General features: G+C 43.5%; 26 protein-coding genes and 1 pseudogene. 14 read left to right on the plus strand and 13 right to left on the minus strand.

What is annotated here, in order from left to right; genetic code table 11:
- Window positions 1–29: 29 nt before the first annotated feature.
- The 5 genes and pseudogenes from AAC006_RS19790 to AAC006_RS19810 all read right to left on the minus strand — a co-directional run.
- Window positions 30–116: pseudogene (locus AAC006_RS19790) on the minus strand (DUF4426 domain-containing protein); the annotation flags it as partial.
- A gap of 63 nt (window positions 117–179) precedes the next feature.
- Window positions 180–620, minus strand: coding sequence for a DUF4426 domain-containing protein (locus tag AAC006_RS19795; RefSeq protein WP_013782900.1), 441 nt, complete (start codon window positions 618–620; stop codon window positions 180–182).
- 22 nt (window positions 621–642) lie between these two features.
- A complete protein-coding gene (locus AAC006_RS19800; RefSeq protein WP_013782901.1) occupies window positions 643–1182 on the minus strand; it encodes a YggT family protein in 540 nt (179 codons plus the stop codon).
- 21 nt (window positions 1183–1203) lie between these two features.
- Window positions 1204–2025 (minus strand): pyrroline-5-carboxylate reductase, encoded by an 822-nt coding sequence (proC, locus tag AAC006_RS19805; RefSeq protein ID WP_013782902.1) that lies wholly within the window; start codon window positions 2023–2025, stop codon window positions 1204–1206.
- A 56-nt stretch (window positions 2026–2081) separates the two neighbouring features.
- Entirely contained in the window at window positions 2082–2768 is a 687-nt protein-coding gene (locus AAC006_RS19810; protein ID WP_126873795.1) for a YggS family pyridoxal phosphate-dependent enzyme, read from the minus strand.
- 24 nt (window positions 2769–2792) lie between these two features.
- On the opposite strand from AAC006_RS19810, the gene AAC006_RS19815 reads away from it, so the two are divergent.
- Genes AAC006_RS19815 through AAC006_RS19825 form a run of 3 tightly spaced genes read left to right on the plus strand, consistent with a single transcriptional unit; the run spans window position 2793 to window position 5278 of the window.
- Window positions 2793–3836 (plus strand): type IV pilus twitching motility protein PilT, encoded by a 1044-nt coding sequence (locus AAC006_RS19815; protein ID WP_057789891.1) that lies wholly within the window; start codon window positions 2793–2795, stop codon window positions 3834–3836.
- Between the two features lie 9 nt (window positions 3837–3845).
- Window positions 3846–4958: a PilT/PilU family type 4a pilus ATPase gene (locus tag AAC006_RS19820; protein ID WP_126873794.1), complete on the plus strand. Its 1113-nt coding sequence runs from the start codon at window positions 3846–3848 to the stop codon at window positions 4956–4958.
- Window positions 4959–4963: 5 nt separating this feature from the next.
- Entirely contained in the window at window positions 4964–5278 is a 315-nt protein-coding gene (locus AAC006_RS19825; protein WP_013782906.1) for a DUF2007 domain-containing protein, read from the plus strand.
- A gap of 379 nt (window positions 5279–5657) precedes the next feature.
- On the opposite strand, the gene ruvX is transcribed toward AAC006_RS19825, so the two are convergent.
- The 5 genes from ruvX to AAC006_RS19850 all read right to left on the minus strand — a co-directional run bounded on the left by ruvX (window position 5658) and on the right by AAC006_RS19850 (window position 8899).
- On the minus strand, window positions 5658–6092 hold the full coding sequence (gene ruvX, locus AAC006_RS19830; protein ID WP_013782907.1) for a Holliday junction resolvase RuvX: 435 nt from the start codon (window positions 6090–6092) through the stop codon (window positions 5658–5660).
- Window positions 6085–6651, minus strand: coding sequence for a YqgE/AlgH family protein (locus tag AAC006_RS19835; protein WP_013782908.1), 567 nt, complete (start codon window positions 6649–6651; stop codon window positions 6085–6087). Before AAC006_RS19835 ends, ruvX begins: the two co-directional genes overlap by 8 nt.
- A gap of 42 nt (window positions 6652–6693) precedes the next feature.
- Entirely contained in the window at window positions 6694–7647 is a 954-nt protein-coding gene (gene gshB, locus AAC006_RS19840) for a glutathione synthase (RefSeq protein WP_013782909.1), read from the minus strand.
- A 212-nt stretch (window positions 7648–7859) separates the two neighbouring features.
- Window positions 7860–8588 carry a 16S rRNA (uracil(1498)-N(3))-methyltransferase gene (locus tag AAC006_RS19845; protein ID WP_013782910.1) on the minus strand — a complete coding sequence of 243 codons (729 nt, stop codon included), beginning with the start codon at window positions 8586–8588 and terminating at the stop codon, window positions 7860–7862.
- Window positions 8589–8734: 146 nt separating this feature from the next.
- Window positions 8735–8899, minus strand: a complete 165-nt coding sequence (locus tag AAC006_RS19850) for a hypothetical protein (RefSeq protein WP_013782911.1) — start codon at window positions 8897–8899, stop codon at window positions 8735–8737.
- Between the two features lie 505 nt (window positions 8900–9404).
- Here AAC006_RS19850 and AAC006_RS19855 point away from each other — a divergent pair.
- On the plus strand, window positions 9405–10247 hold the full coding sequence (locus AAC006_RS19855) for a mechanosensitive ion channel domain-containing protein (protein ID WP_013782912.1): 843 nt from the start codon (window positions 9405–9407) through the stop codon (window positions 10245–10247).
- Between the two features lie 79 nt (window positions 10248–10326).
- On the opposite strand, the gene AAC006_RS19860 is transcribed toward AAC006_RS19855, so the two are convergent.
- Window positions 10327–11121 carry a M48 family metallopeptidase gene (locus AAC006_RS19860; protein WP_013782913.1) on the minus strand — a complete coding sequence of 265 codons (795 nt, stop codon included), beginning with the start codon at window positions 11119–11121 and terminating at the stop codon, window positions 10327–10329.
- 323 nt (window positions 11122–11444) lie between these two features.
- Here AAC006_RS19860 and AAC006_RS19865 point away from each other — a divergent pair, with 323 nt between their 5' ends.
- The 4 genes from AAC006_RS19865 to prsR all read left to right on the plus strand — a co-directional run bounded on the left by AAC006_RS19865 (window position 11445) and on the right by prsR (window position 18299).
- Window positions 11445–13256 carry a choice-of-anchor I family protein gene (locus AAC006_RS19865; protein WP_126873793.1) on the plus strand — a complete coding sequence of 604 codons (1812 nt, stop codon included), beginning with the start codon at window positions 11445–11447 and terminating at the stop codon, window positions 13254–13256.
- Window positions 13257–13608: 352 nt separating this feature from the next.
- Window positions 13609–14733, plus strand: coding sequence for a beta-ketoacyl-ACP synthase III (locus tag AAC006_RS19870; RefSeq protein ID WP_339892328.1), 1125 nt, complete (start codon window positions 13609–13611; stop codon window positions 14731–14733).
- Between the two features lie 114 nt (window positions 14734–14847).
- Window positions 14848–16875, plus strand: coding sequence for an XrtA/PEP-CTERM system histidine kinase PrsK (gene prsK / locus AAC006_RS19875; RefSeq protein WP_126873791.1), 2028 nt, complete (start codon window positions 14848–14850; stop codon window positions 16873–16875).
- Window positions 16876–16937: 62 nt separating this feature from the next.
- On the plus strand, window positions 16938–18299 hold the full coding sequence (gene prsR, locus AAC006_RS19880; RefSeq protein WP_013782917.1) for a PEP-CTERM-box response regulator transcription factor: 1362 nt from the start codon (window positions 16938–16940) through the stop codon (window positions 18297–18299).
- 237 nt (window positions 18300–18536) lie between these two features.
- Here the strand turns inward: prsR and AAC006_RS19885 are convergent, their stop codons facing one another.
- Both AAC006_RS19885 and AAC006_RS19890 read right to left on the minus strand, forming a co-directional pair.
- Window positions 18537–18857 (minus strand): hypothetical protein, encoded by a 321-nt coding sequence (locus AAC006_RS19885; protein WP_013782918.1) that lies wholly within the window; start codon window positions 18855–18857, stop codon window positions 18537–18539.
- Window positions 18858–18868: 11 nt separating this feature from the next.
- Complete coding sequence (locus tag AAC006_RS19890; protein ID WP_013782919.1) at window positions 18869–21010, minus strand: GGDEF domain-containing protein; 2142 nt, start codon at window positions 21008–21010, stop codon at window positions 18869–18871.
- A gap of 491 nt (window positions 21011–21501) precedes the next feature.
- Between AAC006_RS19890 and AAC006_RS19895 the strand changes: the two genes are divergently transcribed.
- From AAC006_RS19895 to AAC006_RS19920, 6 genes are all read left to right on the plus strand, one after another.
- Window positions 21502–22242, plus strand: coding sequence for a glutathione peroxidase (locus AAC006_RS19895; RefSeq protein WP_339892330.1), 741 nt, complete (start codon window positions 21502–21504; stop codon window positions 22240–22242).
- Between the two features lie 181 nt (window positions 22243–22423).
- Entirely contained in the window at window positions 22424–23503 is a 1080-nt protein-coding gene (locus AAC006_RS19900; protein ID WP_288388525.1) for an alpha/beta fold hydrolase, read from the plus strand.
- A gap of 39 nt (window positions 23504–23542) precedes the next feature.
- Window positions 23543–24094, plus strand: coding sequence for a hypothetical protein (locus AAC006_RS19905; RefSeq protein WP_339892331.1), 552 nt, complete (start codon window positions 23543–23545; stop codon window positions 24092–24094).
- Between the two features lie 80 nt (window positions 24095–24174).
- On the plus strand, window positions 24175–24684 hold the full coding sequence (locus tag AAC006_RS19910; protein WP_339892332.1) for a TolC family protein: 510 nt from the start codon (window positions 24175–24177) through the stop codon (window positions 24682–24684).
- 54 nt (window positions 24685–24738) lie between these two features.
- A complete protein-coding gene (locus tag AAC006_RS19915; protein WP_339892334.1) occupies window positions 24739–25608 on the plus strand; it encodes a TolC family protein in 870 nt (289 codons plus the stop codon).
- Complete coding sequence (locus AAC006_RS19920; protein WP_339892336.1) at window positions 25605–26066, plus strand: heavy metal-binding domain-containing protein; 462 nt, start codon at window positions 25605–25607, stop codon at window positions 26064–26066. Before AAC006_RS19915 ends, AAC006_RS19920 begins: the two co-directional genes overlap by 4 nt.
- The last annotated feature ends 14 nt before the right edge of the window (window positions 26067–26080 follow it).

Consider the following 26080-nt stretch of genomic DNA (forward strand, 5'->3'; position numbering starts at 1 on the left):
GTTTGGGTGGGTGTCTAACCTTTTAGCGCTCTATCTCTAAAAGGCAGCACTGCTAGGTAGTAAATAGCATCACCTTCTTCTACCTTTTTAAAGGTGAGTGTCTTAGTGGTGCCTACTCGCCAATTAGTATTTTTACAAAATTATATTACGTGTTTCGCGCTTTCGGCTTACTTTAAACCTTAGCCATCAACAAACATTTCTTGTTTAAAATTCAAGGTCTGCATGGTATTCCCACGCTGAACATCAATACTAAACCGGTAGTTTTCTCTATCTCTAAAAGGCAGCACTGCTAGGTAGTAAATAGCATCACCTTCTTCTACCTTTTTAAAGGTGAGTGTCTTAGTGGTGCCTATCAAGTTCTTAGCAGTACCAGAAACCGATACCCGTTGAGCAGTTCCTGTTACGGCGTCTAGTACTGAAATATTGACCAAGGCGTTAAACTTACTACGAACTATGCCGTAAGAGGCCGCGACCTCAGGGGTAAGAAAAGGAGTACTCACTACCATGTAATGTACATCCCACTCGCCTAATTGTTGCTTTTGCTCAGCGTACGCTGCGCTACTTGTAATAAGTAACAAACTACCCAGTAAACCAAAAAGTAATGTACTGATTTTTTTCATGTTATCACTCCGCACGTTCAGCTTAAAAGAACCTGAATGTGTCTTGAAGTAGCAATTGTAAAAACTGTAGTCCGATAATGGCAATCAGCACAGATAAGTCTAAACCACCTAAAGGCGGTATAACTTTTCTGATGGGTGCTAAGAAAGGCTCAGTTAGTTGATAAAGAAGGTAGTCGATAGGCGTTTGACCCTGTGATACCCAACTTAAAATGGCGCGTAAAATCAACACCCAGAACATGATAGAAAGCGTTTCTTTTACCACTTCAATCAGCGCAACTATTACGATGCCTACTGGATTCAAACTGCCACCGACCATCAGCGAAAGCGTGATTATTTTTAACGCGGCAACAACAAGCGCCAGCACAAAGGTAGCAGTGTCGAAGCGACCAATTGAAGGGATTATTCTGCGCAACGGCCCCACGATAGGGTGAGTGGCCTTTACAATAAACTGGCTCATAGGGTTATAAAAATCAGCCCTAACCAGTTGCAACCATAGGCGTAAGATAACCACCATTAAATACAAACCAAATAGTGTATCTACCAGAAAAACCGTTGCATTCATGTTTTGATGTTCCTAAAAACGTTAAAGCTGTTTTGCCATTTCTTCAGCACGAGCTACCGCAGCGCGCATCGCTTTACTTACGATATCACTCAAGCCTTGATCAATTAAGGTATTGACTGCCGCAGCTGTAGTGCCGCCTTTAGAAGTAACTTGGGCACGAAGCTCACTTAATTCAAGGTCAGGATTGTGACAAACCATTTCAGCGGCCCCTAACATGGCTTGTTGTACCATCAAACGTGACTGTGCTTTATCGAAGCCCATGTTTATAGCTTCCTCTTGCATAGCTTGTAAAAACAAGAAGAAATACGCAGGGCTACTGCCAGCTGCAGCGATAACGCCATTGATACCGTCTTCCTCTTCAACCCATACTGTCTCACCTACGCTATTCATCACATCATCAACGTAAGTTCTGTCATCTTCTGACACGGTATTATCTGCATACATGCCCGACATACCCTTACCAAGTAGGCTTGGTGTGTTTGGCATAATACGAACAACGGGATATTCACCGCCTAGCATTTCTTGTAATCGAGATACGGGTAACCCAGCTGCGATACTAAGGAATAGCTTGCCAGTTAAGTCATTGTTCTGCTTAAGGTCTGCGCACATGTCACCCATCATCTGGGGTTTCACGGCTAACACAATAGCATCTGCAAATTGGCAGGCTTCATCATTAGACTGGGTAATTTGAATACCGAATTCCTCTTTTAACTTATCGAGTTTCGGAGTAGACGGGTTGCTCGCTAAAATGCGTGTCTTATCGTAGCCAGACTGAATTAAACCACTAATGATGCTGCGGCTCATGTTGCCCGCGCCAATGAATGCCAATTTCTTTTGTTGCATATGAATCCTATTGTAAGTTGAAAAAACTAACAGCGTTCAGTTAAAAATAGTAGGAACTAATTTCGTGCGCCGAAGATTGCGGTGCCAATTCTTACCATGGTAGACCCATGAGCGATGGCGCTTTGCATATCACTACTCATTCCTACGGACAGGGTATCAAAATTGGTCAAGTTTGTATGGTATCGGTCGAACAATTCCTTTAAAGCACTTAAGCTTTGCGCTTGTTCATGGCTGTCTGGGTTTGCTTTTGGAATTGCCATTAGCCCGCGTAAGCAAAGTTTGTCCTGCTTGGTAATAAAGCGCACCAGTTCATCTACGTCTTCAGGTTTTACACCTGACTTACTTGCTTCATCATCTATATTCACTTGAATACATACATTTAAGGGGGCCATCTCCGCCGGACGTTGGTCATTCAAACGACGCGCTATTTTTTCCCTATCAACGGATTGTACCCAATCAAAATGCTCGGCTACTATTTTTGTCTTATTTGATTGAATGGGGCCTATCATATGCCATTCAATATCACTAAGTGCAGACAGCTGCTGTATTTTATCTACACCTTCTTGTATATAGTTTTCGCCGAATGTACGTTGTCCCTCTTCATACGCTGCCATAATATCCGATACCGGTTTAGTTTTACTCACGGCTAGCAATTTAACTGAATTTGGTGGACGATTAGCGTTGGCAGTAGCTAGGCTCACATCCTGTCGTGCACTATTGAGTCTTTCTGCTATTGTTTGCATTATTCACCTTTTTGAGGAGTTGTTGTGGATATTACCGAACTTTTGGCTTTCAGCGTTAAAAATAAAGCGTCAGATTTGCACTTATCAGCAGGTCTGCCACCTCTTATCCGCGTAGACGGAGAAATGCGTAAGCTTAATGTACCCGCATTAGATCATAAACAAGTCCATGCACTTATTTATGAAATAATGAATGACATGCAACGTAAAGAATACGAAGAGAACTTGGAAACCGATTTCTCATTCGAAATTAGTGGCTTGTCGCGGTTTCGTGTAAATGCTTTTGTGCAAAATCGCGGTGCAGCAGCTGTGCTTCGTACTATCCCCAACACGGTTCTTACCCTTGATGATTTAGGTGCGCCTGAAATATTCAAAGAAATAATCAACCAACCTACCGGCATTGTTCTAGTCACTGGCGCCACAGGGTCGGGTAAGAGTACAACCCTAGCTGCTATGGTTGACCATATCAATTCACATAAGCGCGAGCACATTCTTACTATCGAAGATCCTATCGAGTTTGTGCACGAAAATAAATTAAGTCTTGTAAACCAACGGGAAGTCCATCGAGACACCCACTCTTTCAGTAACGCACTTCGCTCTGCATTACGTGAAGATCCAGATGTTATTTTAGTTGGTGAGTTACGTGATTTAGAAACAATTCGCTTGGCTATTTCAGCCGCGGAAACAGGGCATTTAGTATTTGGCACCCTACATACTAACTCAGCACCTAAAACAATAGACCGTATTATTGATGTGTTTCCTGCCGAAGAAAAAGCGATGGTGCGCTCTATGTTGTCTGAATCGCTAAGAGCTGTAATTTCTCAAACCCTGTTGAAGAAAGTAGGGGGAGGGCGAATCGCAGCGCATGAAATCATGGTAGGTATCCCTGCAATACGAAATCTTATTCGTGAAGATAAAGTGCCTCAAATGTATTCGGTTATTCAAACGGGGCAAGCTACGGGTATGCAAACTATGGATCAGTGTTTACAACGCTTGTTGGCATTAGGTGCCATTTCTAAAGAAGACGCCGCTGCTAAATCGAAAGACAAGCAATCGATGAGTAATTTTTAAGGACGGGTAATGTTAGATAACTTTTTAGAAAAAATGGTAGAGAAATCTGCTTCTGACTTATTCGTTACCGCGGGCTTTCCCGTTAGCGCCAAAGTGCACGGTAAGCTTACTCCCATTTCGGAAAATTCATTTAATGATGAAGATGCATTAGCACTTGTTCATGAGGCTATGAATGAAAAGCAAAAAGAGGCTTTTCATACTACCAAGGAATGTAATTTTGCCATTGTACGAGAAGGCCTAGGGCGTTTTCGTTGTTCGGCCTTCTGGCAACGAGATCAAGCCGGGATGGTGGTACGTCGTATTGTGACCGAAATTCCTAAGGTTGATGACCTGGGTTTACCTTCGGTGTTAAAAGATATCATTATGTCAAAGCGCGGCTTGGTACTTTTTGTAGGTGGTACAGGCACGGGGAAATCGACCTCGCTTGCCGCACTTATCGGCCATCGAAATAGTAATTCTTATGGGCATATTTTAACTATTGAAGATCCTATTGAATTTGTGCATGAGCATAAATCTTGCGTGATAACTCAGCGTGAAGTGGGTATAGACACCCACTCATTCGACGATGCATTGAAAAGCTCCTTGCGGCAAGCGCCTGATGTCATTCTTATTGGTGAAATTCGTTCAATGGAGACAATGGAATACGCCATGTCGTTCGCTGATACGGGGCATTTATGTGTGGCAACACTCCATGCCAACAACGCTAACCAAGCAATTGAGCGCATTATGCATTTAGCGCCAAAAGACCAACATGACAAGTTACGTTTTGACTTAAGCCAAAATATAAAAGCTATAGTGGCACAACAACTTCTTCCAACCAAAGACGGCGAGGGAAGGGTAGCGGCAATTGAAATACTATTAAACTCTCCTCTAGTGAGCGACCTTATTCAACGCAATGAAATAGGTAGCTTGAAAGAAGCCATGAAAAAGGGCAAAGAGTTAGGCATGCAAAGTTTCGATATGGCGTTGTACGATTTATATCGCGAGGGTAGTATTGATTTAGACCAAGCCTTACACCATGCTGATTCTCCCAATGATTTGCGCCTAATGATTAAGCTAGATTCTAACGATGGATCGAGCTTGGGCACATTATCGAATGTCTCAATCGATATGGATGACTAAAACTCTTGATTAAGCTTTTTACGTCTTCAGACCCTTTCTTACTTCAGTCGGTAAAGAGTGAACTCGATGCGCTTTCTATACCTTACCTAGTGAAAAACGAATTTGCAGGTGGGGCGATGGGTGAACTGCCATGGCAAGAGTCACAACCCGAACTTTGGTTAATAGATGAATCTTGGTCTACCAGAGCCAATAAAGTTGTGAATTCTCTCATGGACAGCCACGAACCAGCTGAGAAATTTCCATGGGTGTGCGGACATTGTAATGAACCAAACGGCGAAGCTTTTGATACCTGCTGGAAGTGCGGAGAAAGTAGACCTTAGCATTGCGGGTTTCTGGTTTTCTTATTCATTAATTCGTGATTGAAATTGTGGGTGTCCGAGAGGTAATGATTTTAGCATTACGGGTTTCTGATTTTCTTATTCATTAATTCGTGATTGAAACTGTGGGTGTCCAAGAGGTAATGATTGAAATTGTGGCTGTCTTAAAAGAAGTGATGATAAAAAGGAACTCCAAATCTTTTAAAAGGTGGGTGTCCAAATAACGGCGCAGTTACATAAAAAGGTGGGTGTCCAGCTAACGCAAATAACGGCGCAGTTACATAAAAAGGTGGGTGTCCAGCTAACGGAAAAGGTGATCACAGCCTAAATAAATGGGTGTCCAACTAACGGAAAAGGTGGGTGTCCAAATAACGGCGAGAAACTAGTCGCCGTATTGGTTTTCAACCCAGCTGGTAAAAATCACGCAGGCCGATACGCTGTCTATTTTTTCTTTGGTTAGCTTTTTATAGCCGCCAAGTTCGAACAACATAGATTTTGCATCCGTTGTGGTAAGCCTTTCATCGCATAAATCTACTGCTACTTTGAATCTACCATGTAAGCGATTGGCGAATTTTTTGGCGCGCTGTGTAACTTCTTGCTCGGTGCCATCCATATTCAGCGGTAAACCCACCACCACAAGCTGCGGTTGCCACTCTTCATAAAGCTTTTCAATAACATTCCAATCTGGAATACCATCGCGGGCTTTCAGTGCGGCTAGCGGTGACGCCGTACCGGTAATTTCTTGTCCTACTGCAACTCCAATACTTTTTGTACCGAAGTCGAAGGCTAATACTGTTCTACTGCCAATATCAGGCATGTCCGGCTCCTGGTGCGAGTTGCCACACATCTACACCAAGTTTATTTACCGCTGCTTGCCATTTTTTATGAATAGGCGTGTTAAACAAAATGTCGTCATCGGCCTCTATGGTTAGCCACGAGTTATCTTGCATTTCCTGTTCAAGTTGCCCAGCAGTCCAGCCCGCATAACCTAACGCGATAATCGATGAATCTGGCCCAGTGTTAGTGCCTATTGCTGATAAAATATCTTTTGAAGTGGTGATCATAACGTCAGGCGATAAGGCTAAGCTTGAGTCCCAGCCACTTTGACTGGAATGCAGAACGAACCCTCGTTCTTGGCTTACCGGCCCGCCGGCAAGAATAATTTGCTCGGCTTTGTCTTCCGCCACGGTTAAGTCTTTGTCGGTTTGCTCGAGCAGTTCTTTTAAGTTCATAGTTGAAGGCTGATTGATTACCAGCCCCATGGCACCGTCTTTGTTGTGTTCGCAAATATAAGTGAGAGAGCGAGAAAAATACGGGTCATCTAGCGAAGGCATCGCTACTAGAAAGTGGTTTTGTAAACTTTTCAGTTCTGTCATTGTTTCCTCTACTTCTCACTTACTTACAGTTAGTGCAAAACGCTACTTAGTTGTAAGGCGCTTTTCAATTGCGTCGAATAACGAGGCCATAATATTAATATTATAATGACCCTCTATCTCTCTTACGCATGTTGGGCTAGTAATGTTTATTTCTGTGATTTTTTCGCCAATCACGTCGAGCCCAACAAATAAAATATTATTCTCTCGTAATGTGGGAGCAACAGCTTCAGCTAACGCACGATCAGTTTCTGAAATTTCTTGGGGTCTGCCTGTTCCGCCTGCTGCCAGATTGCCACGAGTCTCCCCCTTGGTGGGTAAGCGCGCCAAGCAATAAGGAATCACTTCACCGTCCACAATAAGAATACGTTTATCGCCATCCTTAATTTGTGGCAAGTATTCTTGAACCATCATGTAACGTTTGCCTAAATTGGTTAGCGTTTCAATGATCACGCCTAAGTTATTTCCATCTGGCTTCACTCTGAAAATTGAAGCACCGCCCATTCCATCCAAAGGCTTACAAATAATATCTTGATGCTTTGCATGAAAATCACGAATAAGCTTCTGATTATTGGTTACCAATGTGTTAGGAATGTGCTCAGGAAACAAAGAGGTAAATAATTTTTCGTTGTAGTCTCGAAGCGCTTGCGGATTATTTACAACCAGCGCGCCTTCGTCCTGGGCAAGCGATAATATATGGGTAGCATACAAAAACTCGCTGTCGAAGGGCGGATCCTTGCGCATTAGCAACACATCAATGTCGCCTAGTGAAACAGTATGTTCTTCACCTAGGGTGTAAAAGTCAGTTGCTTGATCACGCACGGTAATGGTTCTAGCCAGCCCCATTGGCTTACCGTTGTTTATAAAGATATCTTTAAGTTCGAAGTACAGTACGGTTGCGCCACGGCGCTGGGCTTCAAGCATCATTGCTAAGCTGGTGTCTTTATGCGGCTTAATCACCGCGATAGGATCCATAATCACGCCAAGGGTGTAGTGCATGTATGTTCTCACTCTTTGATAAAGGTAGATAAATTGCCAACAGCATTACGCACTGATTGTGATAGTTGGCTGTTGGTGCATTTTATTTGTCGAAGTTGGTTTAGGTATGAATACCACTAAAACTTAAGTGGGGGCATTCAGCATTTAGATCAAGTATCGAAAAAACCAAACTTTCTAATCATTAACCTGTAAAGCTTGCGTAAACTGCCCGCCTAAAAATCGCCATGCTGGGCTTGCAGAATGCTAATACTGCTAATGGCGGCAGTTTCAGTACGCAGTATTCGAGGCCCTAAACTGCACGATGTAAATCCGCTTTCATTAGCTTGGTGAATTTCGCCTTCAGAAAGTCCGCCCTCTGGACCTATCAATAAACGAAAGCCTTGAGAGTTATATGGTTGACGGGCCAATGGCTTCTCTGCACCCGGCGCCAATACTAACCGCGAACTCGAGGTTGATTCAGATAACCATTTGTTAAGGGCAATTGGCGGGTTAAGCGAGGGCAGTGTATTTCTGCCACTTTGCTCACATGCACCGATGATGATCTTTTGCCATTGCAGCAGCTTTTTTTCCCACCTGGCTTCATCTAATTTAACTGTACATCGTTCGGACAAAATAGGCGTAATTTCGGTAACACCAAGCTCTACACTTTTTTGCAGCACCGTATCCATTCGGTCACCTTTAGATACACCTTGGCCTAAATGTATATTTAGCGATGATTCTTTTGACAGCGTTAAACACGCATCGGCCTCTACAAAAACCTTTTTTCTTTGAGCATTAATTATCTGTGCGCTGTACTCGTTGCCGTCACCGTTAAATAATACGATAGGATGATTCGCTTTCAAACGAAGCACACTGGCAATGTGATGCCCAGCTTCTTCAGTTAACTGAAATTCTTCTTCAAGAGGAATTGGGTTGGGGTAATAAATTCTCGGTATGCGCATTGGGAAACTAAAAATGGCGGATAATGTAGATATGATACTTGTCTAGAGCAAGTGGATGCAACGCATCGTAGCTGAAAATCGCTACAATGCGTTGTAAAAAGCTATTTTTTTGAGATTTACGATAGCTTTGATAGCACTAGGGTTAATTAAGCTGCCGAAGGTGTTGAAGTGGTGTTTTGCGTTTCGTTTTGATGAGGAGGTACTGCTTGCCCGTCCTTTCGTGCGTACTTGGTATGTTCGCCTTTATCTGTTCTCAAAGAATACAAGAACAATGCTGCTACGATAATTGCCAGTAATATAAAGTAAAACATAGATTATTCCTTTTATTCTATTTGCTAAGCTGTACAAAATTGACAATAGCAATACCTGCTAACGTCATGTCCGGTTCACATTCTTTTTAAATGTTTTTCAGCGCTTTGCAGACTTTTTAAAGCATCCTGCTTATTTTGACTAAAAACTCTACACCAATTAGATGGAAAAATCATCAATTCTCGTAAAGTTTTCGATAGTCCGTTATGGCTGATTCGCTATTCGGTGCTACTAACTAACTTGACGAGCCATTGAGATTAGATTGCTTAAATGACACCCTAATGACGAATTTACGACAATAAGTTTAAACAGCTCGAAAACAATTCTGAAGAAATAATTAGCAGGAAAAAAGTCGACTTTAGGATAATATTTATTGCCTGTAGGCCACGTGAATATTAGACTTTGGGCCAAAAATGGCTATTTGTGCATCAAAGTCGTTGGCGTAGTTCTAAAAGCCTGCTACTTTGAATCGGCTTACACTACGATTGATAAAACAAGGACAAAATTATGGAAGAAAATTTATCATTATTCTCATCGAGTGATGTTGAACGCTACATTAACGATTATGCAATCCCATGGGGCATTAATATTGCCATGGCGATTGTTATCTACGTTATTGGTCGAATCGTTGTAGGGTTCATCCTATCTTTATTCCGCCGTTTAATGGCAAAATCAAAGTACGATGCAATGTTGGTGGACTTCTTAGAAGCCATTATTAGCGCTATTTTGATGTTGTTCGTTATTGTGGCGTCGCTAAACCAACTTGGTGTCGATACCACCTCGCTTGTTGCAATATTAGGTGCTGCCGGTTTAGCTATTGGTTTGTCACTGCAAGACTCACTGAAAAACTTTGCTGCTGGCGTAATGCTTCTTGTATTTAAGCCTTTCAAATCAGGCGATTTCGTTGAAGCTGCTGGAACTGCGGGTACAATCAATAAGATTGGCATTTTCACTACTACAATGGCTACACCAGATAACAAAGAAATTATTGTTCCTAATGGTGGCATTTACAGCAATAACATTACTAACTATTCAGCGAAAGAAACACGTCGTGTTGATATGGTTGTTGGTATTGGTTATGACGCAGACTTGCGCAAAGCGAAAGAAATCCTTAATGAAATGGTTCGTGCCGATGAGCGTATCCTCAGCGAGCCAGCACCTACTGTTGCCGTTTCTGAATTGGCTGATAGCAGCGTTAACTTCGTGGTTCGTCCATGGTGTAAAGCGTCTGACTTCTGGGGCGTTAAGTTTGACTTCACTGAGCAAGTTAAACTTCGCTTCGACCAAGAAGGTATTTCAATTCCGTTCCCACAAATGGATGTACACCTTCACAAAAACGACAGCGAATAAGATTTTATTCCCTGATACAAAAACGCCACATTAATGTGGCGTTTTTTTTGCTCTATTTTACGTTAGCGACGTTGAATAACTAGCCACAGTTAGGTCTATACGCCGATGCCTGGTAATCAGTGTACGCAGCGTTCATGTTTGCTTGCAAGTTGCTAATCCGTGTTTGCGGGGCAGGGTGAGTAGAAAGTAACTCTAAGGGGCGTTCGCCATTACTTGCCGCATCCATGTTCTGCCATAAGTTTACGGATTGGCGAGGGTCAAAGCCTGACATAGCCATTAATTGAAGGCCAATAACATCGGCTTCAGACTCATGGGTACGGCTAAACGGTAGTTGAACCCCAACTTGTAACCCTAAACCAATGGCTGCCATGATAGGAGCCGTTTGAGAAACTTCGTTCATCGCCAAAGCTGCACCTGCTGCTTGGGTGCCCATATTGATAAGCGTTGATTGAGACATACGCTCATTACCATGTTCTGCAATTACATGACCCACTTCATGGCCGATGACTGCCGCAAGCTGGTGTTGGTTTTCAGCTACATTTAATAACCCTGTATAAACACCAATTTTCCCCCCAGGCAAAGCAAAGGCATTAACCTGCTCATCGTCAAATACCACAACTTCCCATGTACCATCGAACACACTATTAGGGACCTTCGCGGTGATCGCATTGGCGACGCATTCAACATAGCTATTTTGAACAGCTTTGTTTGAGATTTTAAGTTCTTCTTTCATTCCGCTAAATGCTTGGTCGCCCATTTCTTCCAGTTGGGATTCAGAATATAAGAGTACCTGATTACGACCTGTGGGCGATGTAGCACACGCTGTCACTGCAAGGGCTACTGCGGCGATTGATGCGGTAAACCTCAATTTCATATTTTAATCCTTGTTGTCGCGAAATAGAGAAATATTAGTGAGTTACGACTCTTATTGTTTGTTACGTACAGTGCGTAAGAGCAGACCAATATTAGCTTCTATTAATACTACAAATTGGGGTGTTATTCATTTGTAAATTTACCCTTTTGCCAAATTAATATTTGTGTCATACACTGGCTCTAGCTTATATACAGATGTAATTAAAAATAATAGCTAAATCTACATTGTATGCCATCGGTTCGTTCCCGTACTGAAAGCGAGAATTAAACAGCCTAGTTGGCAAGCTGAGGTTTGGCGTAACAACATGATAAAAAGGAAATTAAATGTCTGCGCAGTCAAAATTCAAATACGGCGTCTTAGCGCTTCTTATCTCAGCGGCTCTTACCGGCTGTGGTCTAGATGGCGATGATGGTGCACAAGGTGAAACAGGTGCTCAAGGCCCTCAGGGCGAGCAAGGTGAAGCGGGGTCAGATGGCGCCGACGGTGTTGACGGTAGCGATGCATCTTTAGGTGTTTCTCTTGACGTTGTTGCCCGCGCTTTTTTGGGTAACCTAACGTCGGCAGAAATCGTGCAATATCATGCTGACACCCAAACTATTTATGCCACCAACGGTGAAACCAATGCCATCGCAGTTATTGCCGCTGATACAGTAAGTACTACTGCTATGAGCGACCCAATCAATACGACCAACCTTACAGTGAGTGATATTACGCTACCTGCTGATATTGACGGCGTAACGTTAGGAAGCCTCACTAGTATTGCTATTAGTGGCGACCTAATGGCTGTTGCAGTGCCTGCTGATGTGAAAACAGATAACGGCTACGTACTTTTCTATAATGGGTTAGACACTTCTGCACCAGTATTTTTAGATTCAGTCGTTGTTGGCGCCCTGCCTGACATGGTGACTTTTACGCCAGATGGCGGAAAAGTATTAGTAGCCAATGAAGGGGAGCCTTCAGATGATTACACGATTGACCCAGAAGGTTCTATCTCGGTAATTAATATTCTAGCAAGTGGTGAGCCTGAAGAAACAGCGACCTCAGTGAGCTTCACGGGCTTTAACGGCAGTCAAGACGACTTGGTTGCACAGGGAATGATGTTCCCTAACCCAAGTGGCCGTACGATTAAAGGTGTAGATATTGCTACCACTGTGGCTCAAGATTTAGAACCAGAATATATTACGGCGACTAACGATGTAGCGTACGTCAGCCTGCAAGAAAACAACGGTTTAGCCATTCTTGATCTTGAAGAACTAACCGTAGAAATTGTTGGCTTGGGTGTAAAAAGTTGGTCTGACTTGAATATTGATATTCAAGAAGATGGCAGCGTAAGTTTTGGTCAGTATGATGGCCTTTACGGTGTATATCAGCCCGATACTATTGCCAATTACTCTTGGAAAGATGCCACTTTTATCGTGACAGCGAATGAAGGTGACGCGCGTGAATATTTCTTTGACTCTGCTGATGAAGCAACCTGCCTAAGTGAAGGTGGACTAGAGTTTGATGAGGACGATGGCTGTTTAGCTTATATCGACGAAGTTAAAGTTGAAGACTTAACGGCAGAAGCGAATTCTGAACTTGCTGACTTACAAGCCAATGGCGAAGCAGATGATTTACGTGTCACTAATGCAATGGGCGATGCGGATGGTAACGGTGAATATGATGCAGCTTATGCGTATGGTTCACGTTCATTTACCATTTGGGATCAAAACGGTTTAGCGGTTTACGATTCAGGCGATGATTTTGAACGAATTACTGCATCAGTGCATGGGGCGTCATTCAATAATGGTGATGATGAAAACGAAGGTGATTCTCGTTCTGAAAATAAAGGACCTGAGCCTGAAGCATTAACCATAGGTGTTATAGGTGATAGAACTTATGCGTTTGTTGGTACGGAACGGATGGGCGGTATATTCGTATACGATGTGACCAACCCTTACGATGTTCAGTTTGCCGATTACATTATCAATCGCGATTTAACAGAAGGGTTATCAGCGTCTGACGTTATTGGTGATTTGGCGCCTGAAAGCCTTGTATTTGTTAGCGCAGAAAACAGCGCAAGCGGCGTTCCATTGTTACTTGTAGGTAACGAAGTCAGCGGCACTGTTACGGTGTGGCAAATCACGCAAAACTAAGTGAAACACGCTAAGTAGACATTACTGAGCAAAGGTTGCTAAGCAAAAACACTCGCTAGAAAACCATAATGAAACGGCGCCTTTGGCGCCGTTTTTTTTATTAAAACCAAAATAGTGTGCATCTTGTGCCTAGGGTAAATCGTTGAGCGGTGATTACATACGGGGTGGATTGAGTTAAGCTATAACTATACGTATTAACATTGAAACGATAAGTGCAGCGCGTTAGCGCTCAAATTGTCAGAGCACAGATTGTGGTTGCCTGCTAACAGTCTGTCGGATTTCACTTATCCTATTTCTCCGTTATGTCATGGCCGTATGGCTTAAACAGAAATAATAGAAAAAGAGAATGCAGATGTCTCAACAGATCGTTGTTAGCGGTGTGGGTGTTTGGCACCCTGAAAGCAGTATTACAAATCAGGAACTGGTAGATAGTTATAATGCGTATGTTGATTCGTATAACGAAGAGCATAAAGCGGAAATAGAAGCACAGCTGGTTACTGCAAAACCTTATTCTAGTGCCGAGTTCATTGAAAAAGCGTCAGGTATTAAAAGCCGATATATTTACCAAAAAGAAGGTGCGCTTGATATTTCGCGCATGAAGCCCAAAATTGAGGCTCGTGAAGATGAAGCGCTATCTCACCAAGCGGAAATAGCAGTAGAAGCAGCCAAATTGGCGTTGGCTTCTGCAAATAAAACCGCCCAAGACGTTGATGCCGTTATTGTATCTTGCGCCTATACACAACGTGCTTATCCAGCTATTGCGATTGAAGTGCAAGAAGCGCTAGGCATTGAAGGCTTTGGTTTCGATATGCTAGTGGCGTGCTCTGCCGCCACTTTTGGTATGCACCGCGCGTACGAAATGCTAAGTGCCGGTAATGCTAAGTGTGTATTGGTAATAAACCCTGAATTAGTGTCACCGCAAATTAATTATACCGACAGAGACAGCCACTTTATTTTTGGTGACGTAGCGACAGCGACGGTATTAGAAACAGCTGAAACTGTGAATAGCAAACACAGTTACGATGTTATGAGTACAAACGCGGTAACTAAGTTTTCAAATAACATTCGCTCAAACTTCGGTTACATTACGCGTACAGAAGATGTCGACCCTTATGGCGCAGATAAGCTCTTTCATCAAGCAGGGCGTAAGGTATTTAAAGAAGTGTGTCCAATGGCAGCAAATCACATAGAAAGCCACTTAGACAGACATCAGTTAACGGCGACAGACGTAAGACGTTGGTGGTTGCATCAAGCGAATATCAACATGAATACGCTGATCATAAAGCGTTTATTGGGGCGCGATGCTAATGCTGATGAAGCACCTATTGTTCTAGATGAATATGCTAATACGGCATCAGCAGGATCTGTGATTGCTTTTGGACTGAACCATGAAGATTTAGTCGCCGGTGATATTGGTGTGTTGTGCTCTTTTGGAGCCGGTTATTCAATTGGGTCATTGTTACTTAAAAAACGGTAGGCGATTAGCCTAAGCTGGCAGTAACCTAGTTTGCTGTCAGCACCACCTGCTAACACCAGAACTTTAAAAACAGAACCTCAAAAAACAATAAAAACCGGGTGAGAATAAATAGGGATGATTTCAGATATAGGCTATGCCCTTAACAGTCTGGCTTACTTACTGTTAATGCTATTACTTTTCGCAGTACGAAAGCCTGGGTTAGCTAATCACTTGTTGATTTTGGCAACAGCCACTACGCTGTTCTGGTCTACTAGCATGATAACGGCACTGTTTGGTCCCATCAGCCTTTCCTGGTTGCTCACTATTGATGCGCTCAGGCAAGTGGCATGGTTGCTCTTTTTAGCTGGGTGCCTGAAAAATAATTTCACCAACCTGTTCGATGTTCTGCGCCGCCCAACAACGCTTTTTATACTACTTCCCGGCTGCATAGCCTTGGTGCTGCCCCACGTCTTGTGGATTGACGCCTCGTGGCGTTATCTGATGCTGATTATTCTGGCCCTTGAAGTGCTTATCTTATTGGAAGTTATTTACCGTCAAGCGGATGCCGATCAATGGGCATATAAGCCTTTAATTTTATATCTTGGCGCTACCCACCTTTTTGATTTCGTTACTTACGCCAATGCCACCATGGTGAATCAGGTTGAGGTTAATTATATTGCGGCTCGTGGCTATATCTATTTCCTGCTTATTCCATTTTTAGTTATTGCCATTCGACGTATAAAGCACTGGGGCGTTGATATATTCATTTCTAGGGATGTAGTACTACACAGCTCTTTATTATTGGTTGCAGGCGCTTACCTTTTCATTATGGCCATTATTGGCTACGCCATCAGCTACGTAGGTGGAAACTGGGGCGCCATGGTGCAAACTATCTTGGTAGTACTGTCGCTTGCCCTGCTGGTTACCGTATTTTTGTCTAACTCTTTTAGAACCAAGTGTAAGGTCTTTATTACCAAGCACTTTTTTGCTAATCAGTTTGACTACCGCGTAGAGTGGATAAAGCTAACCAAAACACTGTCTAGCTCAATGGACGCCCCTAATACCGTTCACGAAAGTGCACTTCGCGGCATACTTGAAGCAATCGAATATGACTCTGGCAAATTGTTTAAACGGGTAAATAACGACTTCGAGCAGTTGGCACAAGTTAACCCATTACCAGACACCCGTGATGACTTAACCATTATTAGTGCGCTAACAGAGTATTGTGCGTCTAATACCTGGTTAATTGATGTACACGAATACCAGGCAAAGCCATTTCATTATAAAGGGCTACAAATCGACAGAGCTATTTTGAAAGAATGGGGCTATCAGCTTTATCTTCCATTTTACAAAAATGATGAAATTTGGGGCTTCGCCATCCTTGCGGCTGGTGATAAAGAACGACTGAGCTTAAATTGGGAAGTGAGAGATTATCTCAATGCTATCACCGAGCAGGTAAGTATGTTTGTGTTCCATCATGAAGCTTCAAAGCTGGTAGCGGAAAATGCCCAGTTTGCTGCGTTTAATAGAATGTCAGCGTTTGTTGTGCATGATTTAAAGAATGTGATGGCACAAGTCGATTTGATCTTGGCCAACGCGCAGCAGCATAAACACAACCCCGAGTTTATTGAAGACACATTTGAAACATTGGAACATACCAAAGCGCGTATGGATAAAATGTTAAAGCAATTAACGGATAAAAAGATTAATGATGATGGGGCTCACACTTCGTGCTCGTTATCGCATATTATTAATGATGTAGTGGCAAACCGATGCATGGGGCTTCTTCCCGCCCCTAAAGTGCACTGCAGCAGCGAAGAGCCGGTATTAATTGATAAAGAAAAAGTCGCCAATGTTTTCTATCACCTAATAAGTAATGCGCAACAAGCAACCGAAGATAGCGGCGAAATAGATATTGTACTAACGCATGACATCCAAAACCGTGTTCAATATGTAATGATAGAGGACACAGGAACCGGGATGGATCAAGACTTCATCGATACTCGCTTGTTTACACCTTTCGATACCACGAAAGGTAACGCAGGAATGGGGATTGGTGCGTACGATGCGAAAACGTACATTGAATCTATTGGTGGGAAAATAAGCGTTCAAAGTGAACCAGGGAAAGGGAGTTGTTTTACGCTAGCATTTACGCTGAATTGAGCAAAGTGAGCGATGACAACCAACCTATGTTGATATGGACGAAGTAACACAGGAACAGACTGATGACAGATACCGTTTTAGTGGTAGATGACGATTTAGGTATTCAGAAACAATTAAAGTGGAGCTTAACCGACTACGACGTTGTTTTTGCTGACGATCATACCTCGGCAATTGCGCAACTGCGCCGTTACGAACCTAAAGTCGTGACACTAGATTTAGGGCTGCCACCCGACCCAGCAAATGCGTCGGAAGGCTTGAGAATTCTACAAGATATTATTTCCTTAGCGCCTAGAACCAAGGTCATTGTTGTCACCGGTAACAACGAAAAAGAGAATGCACTTAAAGCTATCAACTTCGGTGCCTACGACTTTTACCAAAAACCCATAGATTCTGACACCATAAAGCTACTCGTGTATCGCGCGCTTAATTTGGCGAAATTAGAGTTAGAAAACAGCATTTTATCCAAAGTGCGCACAGGTATGAGCCGTATCATTGGTAACAGTGAGTCTATTCAAACGGTAGTGCGTAAAGCTGAAAAAATAGCGAATACCGATGTGAGTACGTTACTGCTAGGTGAAAGTGGAACGGGTAAAGAGGTGTTTGCTCGCAGCATCCATGAACACAGCCCTCGTAAAGATAAACCGTTTGTTGCCATTAACTGTGCATCTATTCCTGAAAATCTTTTGGAAAGTGAGCTTTTCGGTTACGAGAAAGGCGCATTTACTGGCGCCAATAAAACGACCCTAGGTAAAATTGAAACCGCCCAAGGTGGCACGCTATTTCTAGATGAAATTGGCGATATGCCTATCGGACTGCAAGCCAAAATGCTACGTTTTTTACAAGAACGTGTTATTGAGCGAGTGGGGGGCCGTGCCGAAATTCCTGTGGATATTAGGGTTATTTGTGCGACCCACAGAGATTTGCAAACCATGGTGGCAGAAGAGCGTTTTAGGGAAGATTTATATTACCGTGTTGGTGAAATTCCCATTATGATCCCGCCGTTGCGAGATAGAGATCAAGATATTATCTTGCTTGCCCGTACCTTCCTTAATATTTATCGTGAAGAGTTTAATGCCAAGGCAAAGAGCTTTTCTGAATCTGCGATTAATTCCATGCTGGCTCACAAATGGCCTGGGAATATTCGTGAAATGCAAAATAAGCTGAAATCGGCAGTGATCATGGCCGAGGGTACAGTCATACAGCCTGATGACTTAGGTTTGTTCGCGGTAGATGGTAGTGGAGAGTCTGAAACCTTGAATCTTCGCGAGGTACGAGAGGTTGCTGAAAGTAAGGCAATTCGTAGGGCGTATCATCAAGCGGATAAAAATATGTCTAAAACCGCTGAATTGCTAGGTGTTACGCGCCCAACCTTGTACTCACTTATTGATAAATACCACTTGGATGACTTAAAAAGTTCGGCGTGAGACTCATCGAAAAGGCGTAGTTTGATGCTACGCTCTTGCCTATCGCACCCTTAGGTGCGATAGGCTTCATAAAGCCACTATTTAGGTATAACCTGTTACTACGACAAGCTTGGTCGAGCGCGCTAGTCTTATAGCGGATTCGTTGGGACAGCTTCACTGTGACAACTTCACTGCGACAACTCACAATGTCTCAAAACCCATGCTGCGTCTCCAGAGGTACTCAAACAGTGGCTCTGCTCAGGGAATATGGTATTGGCTGTGATGTTTAGCTAATAAATCATGCCCGTAAAAGGCGACATGCAACCCAATATTGCCCTGATCATCTTCGGTAAAAATTGGCGTCGAGCATTCATTACAGAAAAACTGTTTGCTGTTTGGCGATAGCTGTAGCTCACCTAGCATCGATGGCGCACAATCTATCACTAGATGCTCACGTGCACCGGCGATGGTGAGGTTAAGCGTTTCGCTGCAGGATAATGTTTCTACGTCCAACTCATCTTCGCTAATATCAGACAACTCAAATTGCACGGCCTGACACTGGCAACTACCTTTATACATAATGTACGCTCCTACTCATCGGGCCAATTTATGCTCGACAGCGTGTTAAATGATGTAGAAATGTATGACTGCTTAAAATGAAATTTTTTATCGAGAGGGGTGTCTTGCACATCGCCAATCAGGGCTTTATTGGTATCGATAACCCCAATCCACCCATTGCGGCCAGACATTTTGGTGGCATATAAACAATAATCTACCACTGAAAAGGTGCTCTTCCAGCTTTCTTCGAAGGACACATGTTCAACAGGGGGAAGAATACTAAAGCCGATACTGCAGGTAACACGAAGCGAGCGAGTATCGTCGATATGAAACACGTTATCATTTACTGCGGCGCGGCATCGTTCGGCCAGTTGGGGAAGGTCATCTCGCATAGAGTGACGGCATATTACCAAGAACTCTTCGCCGCCCCAGCGAATAAGTAAATCCGTTTGCCTGAAAACTTCTCGAAGGACGTCGGCGAACTGACTCAGTACTTTATCGCCCGCTAAATGGCCATGCTCATCATTAATACGTTTAAAATGGTCGATGTCTATTAAGAAGCAAAGCAGGTCTTGGTTGCGTTCATTGTGACCTTCTTGATGTTTGTTCGCATGAGCACTGCGCTTAAGTTCACCTGGCAATTGGGATTCAAGGTAGTGCCGGTTATACAAGCCTGTCAGGGAATCATGCAGACTCACTTGCTCAAGGGTTTTATAGGCTGTTTGTAGCTCAGAATTTTTTTGTTCAAGCTCTTTTGTTCGCTGCTTAACTTCACGGCGAAGCCTGATGGTTTGTTGGCGCTGAGTGTATCTGCTCCAAATGAGAAAAAGCGTTAATAACCCTGCAATTAAGGTACTCCAAAACAATGTCGTGCGCAGATTAGTTTGCTCGGCTTCAGCTAATGCAAGTTGTTTGGTTTTCTGTAATACCTGAATAGACTGTGCTTGACGCTCAATTTCTATTTCGGCTTGAAGTTGCGCAATAGCGACCTCGCTACCTGAGCTCAGCACCTCTTCTCGTATATTTTGCAATACCGACTGAATATCTAATGCGCGCTTAAACTCCCCCTTTGCTGCTAGGGCTTTCACTTGAATCGATAAGAAGTTCAGCTGGCTGCGTAAATCTCCGCGCCGTCTTGCTTCAATAGTGCCATTTTTAGCGTACGCTAGCGCATCGTCAAACTGTTGCAATGACATCATTGCATTGGCTAATGCTAGGCGGGCTTGTTGCAGCAACTTTTGCTGGCCTGTAGATTTAGCCACCGCGAGTGATTCCTCTAGCAACATCAAGCCTTGCTCTGTGTCACCGGTTTTTACCAGCGCTTCGCCTAACCATGCCTGAGTAGTAGAAATTTCATTTGCCTCCCCATTCTCTTTTAATAGGGTTAGTGCGTGTGTAAGTGCTTCTGATGCTTCTTCAATATCGCCTTTCAGTAACAGCAAAGCGCCAATCTTACCCAGTATTTGAGCTGTTAGCGGCTTGTCATTACTTGTTTTCGCTATTTGTAATGCGTCTTGATAATACGTGTTGGCCTCAGAAAACTGATTTAATGTGACATATATATCACCAATGGTGGCGAGGCCTTGGCCAGTACTTTTTGTATCTTGTTGTACCCGAAATAAGCTTAATGCTTTTTTTAATGTATAAAGAGCAGCCTGAACTTGGCCTTGTTCTTTTTGGACAAGGCCAATTTCCATTTGAATGGTCGCATTTAACGGGAGGACACCTTGGGTTTGCGCGATAGATTGGGCACGTCGAAGGTAGCCAATAGATTGCTCATAGTTCCCTAGAAAACGTTGCGAAGTACCAAGGTGGTGTAAGGTATTTGCCATATCAATAAGTTGGCCATGGCGGGTGAATCCATCTAACGCAACGTAGAGTGCATCGTTTGCTACATTGAAACGGGATGCGCTTTGTAATAGCTGCCCTACCTCATAGAACGTACTGGCCGACAATGTACTTATCGACAATGTACCGCTTTGATGGGCTTGTTCAATGGCAAGTAGAGTTTGACGCTCGGCATCCTCGAAAGCCCCGCTTTGAATGAGTTCGTGAACAGTTTGAGTAAGGGCTGCAGGTGAAGCTTTTGTAGGCGAAGAAAAGCCCACTAAAGCGAAAAGTAGCGAAACGGTGACAATGCTGGTGGCAAAACGCCGAGCCGACTGTCTGGGCATTATAGAAGCTTCCTTACGACTACGCATTTATTGCCCTCCCTTTAATAAAGAAGAAGGACTGAAAATTTATGAGTAAAACTGAAGTGCTGATATCGTTATAAGCAGTCAATTTCTATCACTACTATTATGGCGAACAACCCGAAGAAATAACGTATCAGGTATTAGACTAAAGTATAAACTGGGCGCAGAGAGTACCTGTTCCAATCAGAATTTACACATTAAATAAAACTGTTATGCTTTTTTGAGTTCGGCTTGCCGGAAGCGTAAGGCTGAATCATTCCCTGACAGGTTGAAACTTTTGTCTAACATAAAATAAGAATATAGTGAGATGCACAATATTGAAAAGCTTAATGTGTCTTAATAAGCATTAATATTAGTCGTTACGCATGCTAATTCATACCTTTACTCGGATTAGATGAACCGAGGCTGTTCTTTTTTCTTAGATTTCTCTATGCTAGCAACTTCATTTATTTGCGCGTAGCGAGAACACTATGTCAGAAAGTCGTTTTATATCAAAAGAAGGTCAGCAAGTACCTTCCGTATCTATTCCTGTTCGCGATGGCGAAACGTGGGCAACTAAAACCACTGAAGAATTGTTTAGCAACAAAACAGTGGTGGTTTTTTCACTTCCCGGCGCGTTTACGCCTACATGTTCTTCTACGCACTTACCTCGCTACAATGCACTCGCCAAAGTTTTTAAACAGCATGGCGTAGATGACATATTGTGCATATCAGTCAACGATACGTTTGTAATGAATGCATGGGCAGCCGATCAAGAAGCAGAAAATGTTACTGTTATACCAGATGGTAATGGTGATTTTACTGACGGTATGGGTATGTTGGTAGACAAAGCTGATTTAGGTTTTGGAAAGCGCAGCTGGCGCTACTCTATGCTGGTTAAAAACGGCACCGTAGAGAAGATGTTCATTGAACCAGACGTGCCGGGCGACCCGTTTGAGGTTTCTGATGCCGACACTATGCTTGCTTATATAGCCCCAGGCGCCGAGACAAAAGCGCCGGTCTCACTATTTACTAAGCCTAACTGCCCATTTTGTACAAAAGCAAAAGCGTTGTTAACCGACAAAGGTTACGATTTTGAAGAGATTGTACTAGGCAAAGACGCCTCGTTAACCAGCCTTAACGCAATGACTGGCCGTGATACCGTACCTCAAGTATTCATTGGCGGTAAGCATATTGGCGGGTCAGACGACTTAGCATTGTATTTTAGCTAAATACGAGTAACGACGGTAACAAAGCGCTTACTAACACAACATGTGCTAAAACAGGGCTTGTTGAGCTGAAATTTGTCAAAACAGCATACCGTCACAGTGTAACTGTAATAGCGTAAGGTCATTATTTAATGGCCTTATTTTGTTACAATTGGCTAATTGTAATGCCTTTTGGAGAATCTACGTGCATTCAAAGTTTGCTCTCGCAAAATTATCCATACTTCCAGTAGCAGTAATGTGCTTTGCATTGATAGGCACATTAATAGGTACATTTTTCGCTAGTTCTGCAACAGCCAGCACTCTTGAAACACAGGACGCATTAACGCGATTTGCTGATTTTTATAAGCAAGAGTGGGGCGAAACGCAGCGATGTAAATCTTCTAAACTGCACCGCTACACCGTTTGTGGAAACGTACTTCGCAACGAAGGTAATGCTCCCTTCGTGCTGCATCATGATACCCCTTCAAAGAAAGTGGCCGTGTTAGTTCACGGACTTAGTGATTCACCTTTCTTTATGCGAGAAATTGCCAATATTTTATTCAACGAAGGTTACGACGTTATTGTTCCACTGTTACCTGGGCATGGGTTGCGAGATGACGAAGGGGCAATGAGTGACAGCAATTTAGCCGAACGTTGGCAAGCACATGTTGATGAGGTTATCGCGTTAGCGGATAACATGAGCGACACCCTGATTGTGGGCGGATTTTCTACTGGCGGCGCATTGGCTGTCGAGCAGTACCTAGACGCAAGTGATAACATCGACGGACTTATGTTATTTTCTGGCGCATTAGCCCTTTCTGAAAATGCCGAGAGTATGTCTAGAATTTGGGGTATTAAGTGGGTGGCGAAAATTGTGGATGGTAGTTATATCACGCACGGTCCGAACCCTTTTAAATACCCAAATGTTGCCGGCTTTGCGGGGTTAGAGTTGATGGATATTATTGAAAAAATCCGCGACGACTTCGAAGACGGCAAGCGTATTGAAGTGCCTCTTTTTGCTGCGCACTCTCAAGCGGATGCCACCACGCCTATTCACGGTGTAGAAAATCTAATGGAAAATAGCGCAGGGCCTAATACGTTTTTTGTTATCGATGCATCGTATGCGTTATGCCACGCCGATCTTGTGGTGAATACGTCAATGTTACACGATATGAAGTTTAATAAGGTCATGGTTAATGAAAACGAAGAGTGCGCCGTGCCAAAAGCTAACCCTTTATTTTCAACCATGTCACTGATGTTAAAAACCTATGCGCAACAATTTTAGCGTTTTACAGCAATAACAAATGCGATTAAGCTTTAAGGCATGATAGATAAATTGAAAAAGCAGCGATATGGCTATGTGGTCATGCTGATAATGGTTATTTCCTTGGTGGCTAAATTGTCGCCGGGAATGGCGATGCCAAAAGCTATGTCAAAGACCGCGACAGTGCCTGTGGACGCAATGTCTATTGAAGTGAATTCTGAGAACAATTCATCAGAAGCAAGTCGCGCCAATAAAAAAATGCATGATGGTGCTAGTGGGTGCCATTCAGCTATTTACGCTTCTACAAGCGAAGTAATCACGCCTTCAAGCGCTCAATCTACTGCAAAAAATGCTCACGCCATTCATAGTGGCTCAAGTGCTCCCCGCGAAGCTATGAAATCTAGTATGCACGGTGACACATCTGAGTCGTGCTGTGACGTTCAGTGTCAATGCCCTACAGGTGTATGTGCCACTGTTTATGCCGTCATAAATAACGAACTCTCGGTAGCAGTTATTGCGCCCACTCCGTTGGTGGTTTTTGTAAACCACCAAACTCCTTACACTATACCAAACACCCAATTTCGCCCCCCAAAATCCACTTTCGCAGGATAGTTGTATCTGGCGGGAGCGTATAGCACCCATGGTTTTCTTTTTATTCCCTTAGTACAAAGGGAAATTGATGTGGTTTTCTCATGTTTGCATTTAATCTGGGTATGATTTTTAACTGCCAAACTCAAGTCCGACTACGTACTTGTTACCTTCAGCGTGTTTGGCTAGGGATATTACTTTTTGTAATTAATACACCTTCCCTCGCAACCACCCTCAGTCTTAAAGATGTGCAACATCTCGCACTCAACCAAGACGTTTATTTTCAAGGCAGCAAACTTGAAGAGGCTGCGTATCAGCACGATAGTAATGCGGCTGATAGTTGGGATAACCCCACAATCAGCACTACATTGCAAAGCGTGCCAACAGATGGATTTTCGCTGAATCAAGAGCCCATGACTCAGTTGAAATTGGGTATTCGACAAGCTATGCCAAGGGGGAATTCTGCAAACATCTCCCGCACCATCGCCATTGAACAAGCCCAAAAAGAACCTGTGAAAAGAGCAGCAAGGCGAGCGTGGTTGTTGCGAGAAGTGTCGCTGGAGTGGCTGGCGTGGTATCGGGCAGAGCAAACCCTAGCCTTATTGCGTGAATAATCGCAGTCGTTAGCGCAGTTACTCGAGACAGTCGAGTCGTCTTACCGAAGTGGCGTGGGCGGCACTCAACAGCAAGATATTATTCAGATTCGACTAGAGCGCCTTCGCTTAAAAGATACGATTTTGAAGGAACAGCAGGCTGCATCTGTTGCCCTAGCAAGACTTTCGCGGTGGTTCGATTTTTCTAGTGAAGTTAGTTTTACTGTGCCCGAAACACTCAATCATCACGAAATATTCCCTTTTAATAAATCTTTAGCTACACAGCTTAAACGACGTGACGTACTCAATGTTATTGACGCTCATCCCTCTGTGCAGCTGCTTGTAAAAGATGAATTGGTGGCTACACAGAAATTGACTCTTGCCAAAGAGCAAACCAAACCTAAATGGGCTATTGAAGCAGCATACGGATATCGTCAAGATGCCCAAAACGGCATGAGCCAAGCTGACTTTATTAGTGTGGGTGTCCAAGTTGATTTACCGCTGTTTAACAGTAAGCGTCAAGATGCAAATGTGTCGGCATCAGCAGCAAGGTTAGGGGTGACATCCACACAGCGACGATTAGAAGTGAGGCGATTAGCAGCCCTTGCTGAAGCACGTGAAGCAGAGCTTGCAAGCTTAACTGACCGCCAGCAGTTATTTGATACCGCATTACTTGAACAATCAGAGAGTTTAGCCGAATCAGCGCTCAATGCCTACATAGCCGATAAGGGCACATTTGACGACGTAATGCGTGCGCGTATCTCTCTCATATCCGCAAAGTTAGATGCCCTAGCGCTTCACGTCGATATAGCAAAGACTTTAGCCGAACTCGCTTACCTGTATTACCCGCTGACAAACGAAAAAAATCAGTTAACAGGTTCTCGATTGGATGACAGATTTCTAGACACCCACAAAACCACTACCGACGGAGTAGCAAAACAATGAAGACACTATTTATTCTTATAGTCGGATTAATCGGTGGCGCAGCGGCTATGTTTGTTTGGAATTTAAACATGCAGGGCGAGGCTGCTGTTGAGGGTGTGGTTGCTGGCGGTGATGAAAACTCAAATAACAAAAAGCCCCTTTATTGGGTTGCACCGATGGATGATGCCTACCGTCGAGATAAGCCGGGTAAGTCGCCAATGGGCATGGATCTAGTGCCTGTATATCCGGCATCGGATAGCAGTGAAAATCGTGGTGAAGGTGAGGTAACAATTTCACCCCAGGTACAACAAAATATGGGCGTGAAGTTTACCACGGTAAAACGAGGGCAACTGGATTTGACCTTTAGTGCAGTGGGTAATGTTACCTATAACGAAGACTACTTGGTGCATATTCACCCCAGAGTAGAGGGTTGGATTGTGACGTGCTCCAATAGATTCACACACCCAGTTAAGAGATAATTATCTCAACTGGA

The organism is uncultured Alteromonas sp. (genome assembly GCF_963976965.1).
Lineage (GTDB): Bacteria > Pseudomonadota > Gammaproteobacteria > Enterobacterales > Alteromonadaceae > Alteromonas > Alteromonas naphthalenivorans.